Origin of the sequence: Undibacterium sp. CCC3.4 (genome assembly GCF_034347425.1) — a bacterium.
In the GTDB taxonomy this organism is placed as follows: domain Bacteria; phylum Pseudomonadota; class Gammaproteobacteria; order Burkholderiales; family Burkholderiaceae_D; genus Undibacterium.
This window is the reverse complement of record NZ_CP133779.1, coordinates 3548649-3562711: the sequence shown is the minus strand read 5'-3', so window position 1 is coordinate 3562711 and position 14063 is coordinate 3548649. Positions and strand designations below refer to the sequence as shown.

Below are 14063 nucleotides of genomic sequence, written 5' to 3'. Positions count from 1 at the left end.
TTTTGAGAATATTAAAAATATATTAAGTTGAGGTGTCGGCCATCCTTGAATTTGCCATCGAGTGCGTATGTAATAGATAACACATTACGCCAAAATAGAAACTCAAATTTTCGTGACAGCGGACCTTTGCCAGCGCTCTTGCAACACTCCGATGCCATTTCATTCAGTTTAAAAAGGATATGGTATGAACCGGATATTTCGCTCGATATGGAATGCAATGACAGGCACCTCGGTAGCAGTTTCTGAAAATACCAAATCCCATGGCAAAGGCAGACGGGCGGCGAGCGCTGCGACGCCAGCGCAATCTCGCTTCACTTTGCAACTGAAAATTGCCTGTCTCGCGCTACTCTCGGCGTACCCGACGGTACATGCCACTGCGCTGATTTGGTACGCCAGTGGCAACGCCGCTGGTCAAGGCGGCAGCGGAACGTGGGATACCACGACGGCAACATGGTATAACGGCAGCATCTGGGCACCATGGAGCAATGTCGGCACCGATGATGCGGTGTTCAATGCTTCCGCCGCCGCGCCGGGTGGCGGTGACACGGTCACCCTGGCGGGCACCCTCAATATCAGAAATTTAACTTCCAACACGGCGTACACACTGACGGGCGGGACCTTAGGCCTGTCGGCCGGCGGCACCCTCATCACCGCCAATGGCGGCAATCTGACAATAGGTTCTGTGCTGTCTGGCACCGGCCCACTGACTACCGCTGGAACCTCGACCATCATTTTGAGCGGCACCAATACCTTCAGCGGTGCCAGCACCATTGGCGCAGGCAGCATTGTTCAAGTGGGAAACAACGCGACTTCCGGCACTTTCGGTCGCGGCAACATTCAAAATAACGGCACACTGAACTTCGCGCGTAGCGATACCTATACTATGGGCAATCAGCTCAGGGGCGGCGGCACACTCAATCAAAACGGCAGTGGCCTGACCATTCTCAACAATGCCAGCGCTTACACCGGGGTGATCAATATCAATGCCGGTTCGCTCGGCTTATACACCAACGGTGTCAACAACTATTCCGGCAGCGGCATCAATATTAATAACGGCAGCAGCTTGCTGCTCAATGCTTTCGGTGGTGCCAATCGCTACGACTTCAGTACCACGTTTAATTTTGACAGCCATGGTGGTGGCAGCATCATCGGCAATGCCACCCTCAACTGGGTCGAAGGTGGTCGAGGCATCATCTTCAAGACTAATGGCGGCGCAAAAAACAGCATCACCTCGCCCAACGACCTCAATATGAATGGGTCCAGCGCCATCACCTTTGACGTCACGCGTGGCAGCGATGCCGTCAGCGATCTCGACATCAATGTGGGCATGGGCAATAGCGGTGGTTCACTGATCAAACTCGGTACCGGCATTGCGACCCTGACCTCCCCCAACATCATCGGTGACTATAATGGCACCACCATCACTGGCGGTACGCTGCAAGTCGGCAACGGCGGTTCGACTGGTGTGTTAGGCGTCGGTACCGTCACTAACAATGCGACTTTGGCGATCAATCTCAATAACAGCACGACGCTTAGCGATCCCATCATTGGCACAGGTGACTTTAAGCAACTTGGTAGCGGCACCACCATTCTGGCTGACGCCAACACTTACAGCGGCACCACGACAATCAGCGCCGGTACCTTGCAGGTTGGCGATGGCACTACTATCGGTAGCCTTGGCACGGGCAATGTCGTCAATAACAGCAGCCTCGTCTTCAATCGCAGCGACAGTCTGAGCGTCGCCAACCAAATCAGCGGCACTGGCAATTTACTACAAAATGGCAGCGGCACCGCCATCCTGGGCGGTAACAATACCTACAGCGGCACCACGACGATCAGCGCCGGCACGCTGCAGGTTGGCGCTGGCAGCACTGCCGGCACCCTCGGTACTGGCAGTGTCGTCGATAACGGCAGCCTCACTTTCAATCGCAGCGACAGCCTGAGCGTCGCCAACCAAATTAGCGGCACTGGCAAATTACTGCAAAATGGCATTGGCACCGCCATTTTGACCGCCGCCAACACTTACAGCGGCACCACGACGATCAGCGCCGGCACGCTACAGGTTGGCGCTGGCAGCACTGCCGGCACCCTCGGTACTGGCAGTGTCGTCGATAACGGCAGCCTGGCTTTCAATCGCAGCGACAGCCTGAGCGTCGCCAACCAAATCAGCGGCACTGGCAAATTACTGCAAAATGGCATTGGCAGCGCCATTTTGACCGCCGCCAACACTTACAGCGGCACCACGACGATCAGCGCCGGCACCTTGCAGGTCGGTGCTGGCAGCACTGCCGGCACCCTTGGCACAGGTAATGTCGTCAACAACAGCAGCCTCGCCTTCAATCGCAGCGACAGCCTGAACGTCGCCAACCAGATCAGCGGCACCGGCAATTTACTGCAAAATGGTATTGGCACCGCCATACTGGCAGGTGCCAACACGTACAGCGGCACCACGACGATCAGCGCCGGCACCTTGCAGGTCGGTGCTGGCAGCACTGCCGGCACCCTTGGCACGGGTAATGTTGTCAACAACAGCAGCCTTGTCTTCAATCGCAGCGACAGCCTGAGCGTCGCCAACCAGATCAGCAGCACTGGCAATTTACTGCAAAATGGCATTGGCACCGCCATTTTGACCGCCACCAACACTTACAGCGGCATCACGACAATCAGCGCCGGTACGCTACAGGTCGGTGCTGGCAGCACTGCCGGCACCCTTGGCACGGGTAATGTCGTCAACAACAGCAGCCTCGCCTTCAATCGCAGCGACAGCCTGAGCGTGGCCAACCAAATCAGCGGCACTGGCAATTTACTGCAAAGTGGCATTGGCACTGCCATATTGGACGGTGCCAACACTTACAGCGGCACCACGACGATCAACGCCGGCACCTTGCAGGTTGGCGCTGGCAGCACTGCCGGTACCCTCGGTACTGGCAATGTCATCAATAGTAGCAGCCTCGCCTTCAATCGCAGTGACAGCCTGAGCGTCGCCAACCAAATCAGCGGCACTGGCAATTTACTGCAAAATGGCATTGGCAGCGCCATTTTGACCGCCGCCAACACTTACAGCGGCACCACGACGATCAGCGCCGGCACCTTGCAGATCGGTGCTGGCAGCACTACCGGCACCCTCGGTACTGGCAGTGTCGTCGATAACGGCAGCCTCGCTTTCAATCGCAGCGACAGCCTGAACGTCGCTAACCAGATCAGCGGCACCGGCAATTTACTGCAAAATGGTAGCGGCACCACCATTCTGAGCAACAGCAGCGCCAACACTTACAGCGGCACGACGACCATCAGCGCCGGCACCTTGCAGGTCGGTGCTGGCAGCACTGCCGGTACCCTCGGTACTGGTAGTGTCGTCGATAACGGCAGCCTCGCCTTCAATCGCAGCGACAGCCTGAGCGTCGCCAACCAAATCAGCGGCACTGGCAATTTACTGCAAAATGGCATTGGCACCGCCATTTTGACCGCCGCCAACACTTACAGCGGCATCACGACAATCAGCGCCGGTACACTACAGGTCGGTGCTGGCAGCACTGCCGGTACCCTTGGCACGGGTAATGTCGTCAACAACAGCAGCCTCGCCTTCAATCGCAGCGACAGCCTGAGCGTGGCCAACCAAATCAGCGGCACTGGCAATTTACTGCAAAACGGAATTGGTACTGCCATACTGGACGGTGCCAACACTTACAGCGGCACCACGACGATCAACGCCGGCACCTTGCAGGTTGGCGCTGGCAGCACTGCCGGTACCCTCGGTACTGGAAATGTCATCAATAATAGCAGCCTCGCCTTCAATCGCAGTAACAGCCTGAACGTCGCCAACCAGATCAGCGGTACCGGCAATTTACTGCAAAACGGAATTGGTACTGCCATACTGGACGGTGCCAACACTTACAGCGGCACCACGACGATCAGCGCCGGCACGCTACAGGTTGGCGCTGGCAGCACTGCCGGTACCCTCGGTACTGGCACTGTCATCAATAATAGCAGCCTCGCTTTCAATCGCAGCGACAGCCTGAACGTCGCCAACCAGATCAGCGGCACCGGCAATTTACTGCAAAGTGGCATTGGCACCGCCATTTTGACCGCCGCCAACACTTACAGCGGCATCACGACAATCAGCGCCGGTACGCTACAGGTCGGTGCTGGCAGCACTGCCGGTACCCTTGGCACGGGTAATGTCGTCAACAACAGCAGCCTCGCCTTCAATCGCAGCGACAGCCTGAGCGTCGCCAACCAGATCAGCGGCAGCGGCGGTGTATTGCAAGATGGCAGCGGCACCACCATTCTGAGCAACACCAGCCCCAACACTTATAGTGGCCCGACAACGATCAGCGCCGGCACGCTGCAGGTCGGTGCTGGCGGCACCAGTGGTTCTCTCGGTACCGGTGCTGTGACCAATAACGCCGCCCTGGTGTTGAATCGCAGTGACAGCGCCAGTTACGCCAATGACATTGGCGGCAGCGGCAGTTTGACCCAAGCGGGCAGCGGCACCAGCATCCTGAGCGCGACCAATAGTTATACTGGGCTGACCACAGTCAATGCCGGCACGCTGCAAATCGGTGCGGGTGCTAGCAGCGGTTCACTTGGCAGCGGCAGTGTGACTAATAATGCCAGCCTCGCGTTCAATCGCAGCGATACAGCTACCGTCGCCAACGCCATCAGCGGCAGCGGGGCTGTGCTACAAAATGGCAGCGGCGTGACAGTGCTGAGCGCAGCGAACACTTATAGCGGTGCTACCTTACTCAATCAAGGCACACTGCGTGCCGACATCATCAATGCCTTCGGCACGAACTCGGCGCTGTCTGCCAACGCCGGAACGACGCTCGATCTGGCTGCTTACAATCAAAACATCGGCAGCTTGGCCGGCAGTGGCAACGTCAGCAACAGTGGCGCGAGTTCAGCGCTCTTAAATACCGGTAACAATAATGCCTCCAGCACGTTTGCCGGCACGATAAGCGACGGTAGCGGCGGTGTGGCCCTGACCAAGAGTGGCAGTGGCACGCAGACCCTGTCCGGCAGCAACACTTATAGCGGCAACACCACCATTGCCGCCGGCACTTTGGCCGCCGGCGCTCTCAATAGCTTGAGCAGTAGTTCGGCGCTCAGCACGGTAGCTGGTGCGACCCTGAATGTCGGCGGCTACAATCAAAGCATCGCCGCGCTCAGCGGCAGCGGCGGTATTGTGACGAACGGCGGGCTGACTGCGGCCGTGCTGACGACGGGTACAAACAATGCCAGCAGCACTTACGCCGGCACGATACAAAATGGTAGTGGCGCACTAGGTTTGACGAAAGTGGGTAGTGGCACGCAAACGTTAACTGCTGCCAACAGTTATAGCGGTGTGACCAGCATCAACGCCGGCACGCTGCAAATCGGTACCGGTAGCAGCTCCGGCTCGCTCGGCAGCGGTGCCGTCATCAATAACGCCAGCCTGATATTCAATCGTAGCGACAGCATCACGCTCAACAACAATATCAGCGGCACGGGCAGTTTGACGCAAAACGGCAGCGGCACTCTCATCCTCGCGGCGGCCAATAGCTATACCGGCGCAACCACGCTCAGCCGCGGCGTCTTGAGCGCCGCCATCAGTAATGCCTTTGCCAGCAGTTCTGGCCTCACTACCAACACCGCTGGCAGCTTTGATCTGGCCGGCTTCAACCAAGCTATCGCGTCCTTGAATGGCAGTGGCGGTACCGTCACTAACAGCAGTAGCACTGCCGCCGTGCTCAGCACCGGTAGCGCTAACGGCACGGACAATTTTGCTGGTGTGATCAGCGACGGTGTCGGCCAAGTTTCTTTGAGCAAGCTTGGCAGCGGTACGCAGACTCTGTCCGGCAGCAATACCTATAGCGGCAGTACCGCGATTAGCGCCGGCACCCTGGCCGCTGCAGCCACCAATACCTTAAGCAGCAATTCGGCCTTGAACATTGCATCCGGTGCAATCCTCGACCTGGGCGGCTTCAATCAAAGCGTCGCTGCACTCGCTGGCAGCGGTGGCAGTGTGACTAACAATGGCCTCGTTGCCGCCGTGCTGACTAGCGGTGCAAATAATGCCGCCAGCAACTTTGCCGGCATACTACAGGATGGCACGGCCAGCCTGGCCTTGACAAAAACCGGCACTGGCACGCTGACGCTCTCTGGCAGCAGTACCTACAGCGGCACCACCACGATTACCGCTGGCACGCTGGCCGCCGCGACCAACAATGCGTGGAGCAGCAATTCGGCCGTCAGCACGGTGGCCGGTGCCACTCTCGATCTCGGTGGGTTTAACCAAACCATCGCTTCGCTGGTCGGCAGCGGCGGCAGCGTCACCAACTCTGGTGCAACAGGCGCAGCCTTAACGATGGGCGGCGACAACAGTTCCGGCACTTTCGCCGGTATTCTGCAAGATGGCTCGGCGACGACTGGCTTGACTAAAGCCGGCAGAGGCAGTTTGACTCTGTCCGGCAACAATACTTACAGCGGGGCCACCACTCTGAATCATGGTAGCTTGATTGCCGGTGTCGTCAATGCCCTCGGAAATAATTCGGCGCTACAAACCGCCAGCGGCACGACGCTTGATCTCGGTGGTTATCATCAAACGCTGGGCTCGCTGTCGGGCACCGGCGGCACGGTCACCAATAGTGGCGCTGCCAGCGTTGTACTCACGAGTGGTGGCAATAATACTGCCAGCCAATTCGCCGGCGATATCACGGATGGCACTGGCACGATCGCGTTGACGAAAGTCGGCAGCGCCACCCTGAGCCTTTCCGGCACCAACACTTACAGTGGTGCCACCACGATTAGCGGCGGCACCTTGGCCGCTGCTGCCGTCAATGCTTTCAGTAATAATTCGGTCGTCAGCACCGCCGCCGGTGCCACACTTGACCTCGGCGGATTTAATCAAACTATCGCCGCTCTGTCCGGCAGTGCCGGTACCGTCACCAATAGCGGTGCCAGCGCAGCCGTGCTCAACACCGGCGGCAATAACAGCTCCGGCAGTTTTGCCGGCACCATCAAAGATGGCGCGGCCAGCTTGGCGTTGCTCAAAACCGGTAGCGGCACCCTCAGCCTGAGCGCTGCGAATACTTATAGCGGTGGCACGACGATACAAGACGGCACGCTGAATTTGGATTTTTCTGCCGTCGGCGCACCGGCAAGTAATATCTTGGCGGCGGGTTCGGCCTTGACGTTACAGAACGGCACGCTGGTCGTCACTGGCCGGGCGGGACAAAACAATGGCGTCATACAAAGCTTGAGTGGTACCGTCAACAATTCCGGTAGCGATGCTGGTACGCTGAAATTTATTCAAAATGGGGCTCTCGATATCGACCTCAACCTCGGTGCACTCAATCCCAGCAGTAGCACCAATTTTGTCGGCGCGACTGGCGTGACAGTGGGTGCACGTTTCATCACCAGCTCCAGTGCCGGGGCCAACAATGCTCAGACTCAATTAGGCGGTGGCTCACTGTGGAATGGCGTAACTTTTGCATCAATTCAAAGTTTCGGTGGCATCAATTATGTCGTGGCGCTGCAAGCCCCGGTACAGACGGTGTATTCTGATCCTGCGGTCGGCCAAGTAGCGATACCGAATCTTGCCGCCGGCAATGCATTGGTCAGCTTAGTCAATGGCGGCACCAGTCAGGGGCCGAATTATTTGACCAGCAGCACGACGACGATTCAATCTTTACTGATGTTACAGAGCACAGCGCCGACAATCGTGGCGATGAATCACAATTCGCCTAGTGATACCTTGGTCCTTGGTAGCAATACCAGCAACAGCGCCACCGGCACGATTGCCTTGGCCAATGGCGCACAAGCCTTGACCGTAGGCCAGAGTCCTAACCAAGGGGTGCTGACTGCAGGTATTGCCGGGCCATCAACGCTCAATCTGAGCAATGCCAGCCATACTTCTGTACTCAGCATTAATTCCATCATCAGCGACAATGCCGCTGGTGGCCCCGTTTCACTCAATGTCGCCAACTCGGCAGCCGGCACCACGGTGCTGGCTGGCAACAACAACTACACCGGCACCACCCGAATAGGGTCCGGTACCTTACAAGTCGGGGCCGGCGGCAGCAGCGGCAGCCTCGGTAGCGGTGCAGTCATTACCGATGCCACCCTGGCCCTCAATCGCAGCGATGCCATCACGCTCGCCAATGCCATCAGCGGTAGCGGTGGTCTCAGCCAAATCGGTAGTGGCACAACCACGCTCAGCGGCAGCAATAGCTACAGCGGCGCTACCGCCATCAGCGCCGGCACACTGCGCGGCGGGGCCGCGAATGTCTTAGGTAGTAACTCGGCACTGAGCACAGTCGCCGGTGCCAGCCTCGATGTGGGCGGCTATGACCAAGCCATCGGTTCGCTCGCCGGCAGCGCTGGCACGGTCACCAATAGCGCCACGGCAGCGGCCACACTCAGCATTGGCAGCGACAATAGCTCCACCAGCTTCGCCGGTACCATACAAGATGGCACGGCTGCAGTCGCTCTGAGCAAAACCGGCAGCGGTACTCTGACCTTGAGCGCCACTAATACCTATAGCGGTGCCACCACGATTAGCAGCGGCACGATCAGCGCTTGTGCGCTCAATGCAATCGGCAGCAATTCTGCGCTCACTACCAGCAGTGGTACCAGCTTGGATTTGTGTGGTTATAAGCAAACCATCGCTTCGCTGGCTGGTAGCGGCGGTACGGTGACCAACAGCGGTAGCAATGCCGCACTGTTAATCACTGGCAGTAATAACAGCAATACCAGCTTTTCCGGCGTGCTCAGTGACGGCAACAGCGCTGTCGGTCTGACTAAAACCGGTAGCGGCATCCAAACTCTGGCCGGCAACAGTAGCTACAGCGGGGCTACCACGATTATCAGCGGCAGCTTGGCCGCCGCCGCCCTCAATGCCTTGAGCAGTAACTCGGCCGTCACGACCCAAGCCGGTGCGACCCTCGATGTCGGCGGCTACGACCAAACCATCGCCTCTCTGTCGGGCAGCGGCGGCAGTGTTACCAACAATGGGACGACAGCAGCCAACTTGACGAGTGGCGGCGACAACCACTCCAGTAGCTTTGCCGGAAGCATACAGGATGGCACGGCCGCCCTGGCACTGACAAAAACCGGCAGCGGCAAGCTCACCCTCTCCGGTACCAATACCTACAGCGGTGCCACTACCATCGCCGCCGGCAGCTTGGTCGGCGCTGCCAGTAATGCCTTGAGCAGCAATTCTCACGTCAGCACCGCCGCCGGCGGCACGCTTGACCTCGGTGGCTTTAATCAAGCCATCGCCGCCCTGTCTGGTAGCGCCGGCACTGTCACCAACAGTGGTGCCAGCGCCGCCGTGCTTAGCCTGGGTGGCAATCAGAGCTCCGGCAGTTTTGCCGGCATCATGCAAGATGGCGCAGCCAGTCTGGCGCTGCTGAAAACCGGCAGCGGCATGCAAACTCTGAGTGCGGCGAATAACTACAGCGGCGGGACGACGATACAAGCCGGCACACTGAACTTGGATTTTTCCGCCGCTGGTGCACCGCTGACAAATATTTTAGCGGCCGGCTCGGCCTTGATTTTGCAGGACGGCACTTTACTGGTCACCGGACGCGCAGGCCAAAACAATGGCGTCATACAAACATTGAGCAGCACCACCAACAGTATCGGTGCCGGTACGCTGAAATTCAATCAAAATGGCGCCCTTGATATCGATCTCAACCTCGGCGCGCTCGCCACCAACAGCACGACCAATTTTGTCGGCGCGACCGGCGCCACAATTGGTGCGCGTTTCATCACCAGCAGCAGTGCCGGGGCCAATGACGCACAGACTCAAATCGGTGGAGGTTCCCTCTGGAATGGCGTGAATTTTGCATCCATTCAAAACGTCGCTGGCATCAATTACGTCGTGGCTCTGCAAACCGCTGCACAAAACGTGTATTCCGATCCAGCCGCCGGTCCCGTGGCGATACCAAATATTCCGGCCGGAAACGCGGTGGTGCAGTTAGTCAATGGCGGCAGTGCCTCAGGGCAGAATTATTTAGCCAGCAGCACAACGACGATACAATCCTTACTGATGTCACAGAGTACGGCACCGACGGTGCTGGCGATGAACCACAATTCGCCCAATGACAGCTTGGTCATCGGTAGCAATACCAGTAACAGCACCACCGGCACGATTGCCTTGGCCAATGGCGCGCAAGCTTTGACCATAGGCCAAAGTCCTAACCAAGGGGTGCTGACTGCCGGCATTGCCGGGCCATCAACGCTCAATCTGAGTAATGCCAGCCCTACTGCGGTACTGAGCATTAATTCCATCATCAGCGACAATGCCGCTGGCGGCCCCGTGTCACTCAATGTGGCCAACACGGCGGCCGGCACCACTGTGTTAGCCGGCAACAGCAGCTACACCGGTACGACCACCATCGGTACGGGCACCTTACAAGTTGGCGCAGGCGGCAATAGCGGCAGCTTAGGCAGTGGTGCCGTCAGCGATAGTGGCACGCTGGCACTTAATCGCAGCGATGCCTTGAGCTTGGCCAATGCCATCAGCGGCAGCGGCGGTGTCAGTCAGATCGGCAGCGGCACGACTACTCTGAGCGGCAGTAACAGCTACACCGGTGCCACCAGCGTCAGCGCCGGCACTCTGGCGGCTGGAGCGGTCAATGCCTTTGGCAGCAACTCTGCGCTGAGTACCGCGGCCGGTGCCACGGTTGATCTCGGGGGCTACAACCAAACCGTCGGTTCGCTCGCCGGCAGCGGCGGCAGCGTCACCAACAGCGGCAGCAGCCCGGCCACACTCAGCAGCGGCGGCGACAACAGCTCAACGATTTTTGCTGGCACCATACAAGATGGCACGGCCGCGGTCGCCCTGAGCAAAACCGGCAGCGGCACCCTGACTCTGACCGGCACGAACACCTACAGTGGTGCCACCACAGTCAGCAGCGGTACCCTGGCGGCCGGAGCCGTCAATGCTTTCGGTAGCAATTCTGCCGTCAGCACGGCCGCCGGTGCCAATCTCGATCTCGCTGGCTATAATCAAAGCATCGGTTCTTTGGTCGGCAGTGGCGGCAATATCAGCAACAGTGGCACGGCAGCCGCATTGCTGACTACCGGCGGCAATAATGCGACGAGTAATTTTGCCGGCACCATCGCTGACGGCGTCGGCATCGTCGCCTTCAGCAAAACCGGTAGCGGCACCCAAACTCTGTCCGGCAGCAATACTTATACCGGAACAACCACCATCAGCGCCGGCACCTTGGCTGCTGGGGCAGTCAATGCTTTCGGCAGCAACTCGGCCGTCAGCACCGGCGCCGGTGCCAGCCTTGATCTGGGCGGTTATAACCAAGCCATCGGCTCGCTCACTGGCAGCGGCGGCAGCGTCACCAACAGCGGCAGCAGCCCGGCCACACTCAGCAGCGGCGGCGACAACAGCTCCACGGCTTTTGCTGGCACCATACAAGATGGCACGGCCGCGGTCGCCTTGAGCAAAACCGGCAGCGGCACCCTGACTCTGGCCGGCACGAACACCTACAGTGGCGCCACCAACGTGACTGCCGGCACGCTCAGCGCCGGTGCGGCCCAAGCCTTGAGCCCGAACTCGGCCGTCAGCATCGCCGGCACGGCCAGCCTCGATCTCGGCGGTTTTAATCAAACCATCGCCTCCTTGGCCGGCACTGGCGGTAACGTCACCAACAGTGGGCTCACCGCCGCCGTGCTCAGCGCTGGCGCCGATAACAGTTCCACCAGCTTTGCCGGCAGCCTCATCGATGGCCTCGGCACGGTAGGCTTGAGCAAAGCAGGCAGTGGCACGCTAAGCTTGTCTGGCAGCAACACCTACAGCGGTGCCACCACGCTGACCGCCGGCACCCTCAGCGCTACGGCCGCGAATGCACTGAGCCCGCATTCTGCCATCACACTGACCAGCACCAGCACGCTCGATCTGGGTGGTTACAATCAACTGATCGGTTCGCTGGCCGGCACTGGCAGCGTCACCAATAACGGTGCCACTGCCGCGCAACTGAGCAGCGGTGGCGACAACAGCTCGAGTAATTTTTCCGGTATTCTCAGCGATGGCAGCGCCGCACTCGGTTTGGCTAAGGTCGGTAGCGGCACGCTGACACTGTCTGGTGCCAATACCTACAGCGGTGCCACCACCGTCAGCGGCGGCACGCTCAAAGCTTGTGCCAGCAACGCCCTAGGTAACAATTCAGCGCTCAGCACTGTCGCCGGGGCCAGCGTCGATTTGTGCGGCTTCAATCAAAACGTCGGCTCGCTCGCCGGCAGCGCCGGCAGTATCACCAACACTGCCGCCGCGGCGGCCGAACTCAAGCTCGGTAACGACAACAGCTCGACCAGTTTCGCCGGCTCGATTGCCGATGGCGCTGGCACGGTCGCTATCAATAAAATCGGCAGCGGCACCACCACTCTCAGCGGCAGCAATAGCTACAGTGGCAGCACCACCATCAACGCGGGTACACTGCTCGCCGGTGCAGCAAATACCCTTAGCCCGGCCTCGGCTTACACCGTGGCAGCAAAAGCGAAGCTCGATCTGGCCGGATTCAATCAGACGGTGGCGAGCTTAAGCAACAGCGGCACGGTCTCGCTGCTTGGCAGCGTAGCGGGCACAACGCTCACCGTCAACGGTGCTTACACTGGCAATGGCGGGACTTTGCAATTGGGCAGCAATCTTTCTGCTGCTGGCGTTTCTGACATGCTGGTCTTGAATGGCCCGACTGCCAGTGCCAGCGGCAAAACCACGGTACAAATCGTCAATCTCGGTGGGCTCGGTGGATTAACCAGCGGCAACGGTATTAAAGTGATTGCTGCCCAAAATGGGGCCACCACCACGGCACAAACGTCAAAAGATGCCTTTGCCTTGGCCGGCTCGACCGCCGTACCGTTGAGCGTACCCGGAACCATGCGCGCCAGCAGTGCTGCCGTGCTGGCCGCTGTGACTACCCCTCACGTCGATGCCGGCGCCTACCAATACCGCTTGTATGCCGGTGACCTCAGCGGCGCTGGTCAAGACTGGTATTTGCGCTCGCAATTGACAGCACCGGCACCGTCTAACCCATTAGCTCCATCGGATCCGGTAACCGCCCCAGTCACGACTTACCGCATCGAAGTGCCGCTGTTCGCCGCGCTGGCAGCCCAAACGCGTCAAGCTGACTTGAGCATGTTGGGCAATCGCAGTCATCGTAATGGCGACGACAATCAACATACACAATCGATCGATCCACTCGACGCCCAGGCTCGGCACGCTTGGGGGCGTCTGCTCAGCACGCAGATCAACTCGGCCCAAGACGGCGCAGTGCAACAAAGCAGCACCGGTCGCCTGAATGGCTTCCAAGCCGGCACCGATGTGTATGCCGACAAACAACTGCGCGGTGGCGTCTATGTCGGCAAGCTTGACGGCAACGCCAGCGTCAGCGGCTTTGCCGGTGGCACCACCGGTTTGGTCGGCAATACCGACATTCGTTCCGAATACAAGGGTGCATATTTAACCTACACCAACACGGCCGCGCATTATTATCTCGATGCCGTGCTGCAGAGCGGCACCCACCACTACAGCATCACACCAATCGGCAGCATGGCCAGCAATGCTAAAGGCAGTACCCTCAGCACTTCTTTAGAAGCTGGCTGGACCTTACCAATCAGCGCAGGGATGACGCTGGAGCCGCAATTGCAGTTGATCCACCAAGATGTGCGTTTCGATGATGCCGCGATTTCCGGTGCCACGGTCGAGCAACACAATGCCGCCGGCTGGGTAACGCGCGCCGGTTTGCGCCTCAAAGGGCAGACCAGCACCGCAATCGGGGTTTTGCAACCGGATGTCAGCGTCAATGTGTATCGTGCCAACTCGGGCAACAGCATCACGCGCTTCGTCAATTTGCCATCCAGCACCGATATTGCCAGCAGCAGCGGCTATACGGCGCTTGAACTCAGTGCCGGCTTTAACTTGGCCTTGAATCAGCAATTCAGCGTGTATGGCCATGTTGATCGACTCGAGCGCACTGGCCAAGGCCATGCCGGCAGCACCGCTGCTTCAATCGGGGTGTTGTGGCATTGGTAGACAAAAAATGACAAACGGCACTGCGGTGCCG

1 protein-coding gene is annotated in these 14063 nt (G+C 58.9%); it reads left to right on the top strand.

Annotated features, from left to right (window positions below):
• Positions 1 to 184 precede the first annotated feature (184 nt).
• The gene (locus RHM61_RS15985; protein WP_322248285.1) at positions 185 to 14032 is read left to right on the top strand and encodes an autotransporter-associated beta strand repeat-containing protein; all 13848 of its coding nucleotides are present in this window, start codon (positions 185 to 187) and stop codon (positions 14030 to 14032) included.
• Positions 14033 to 14063 lie beyond the last annotated feature (31 nt).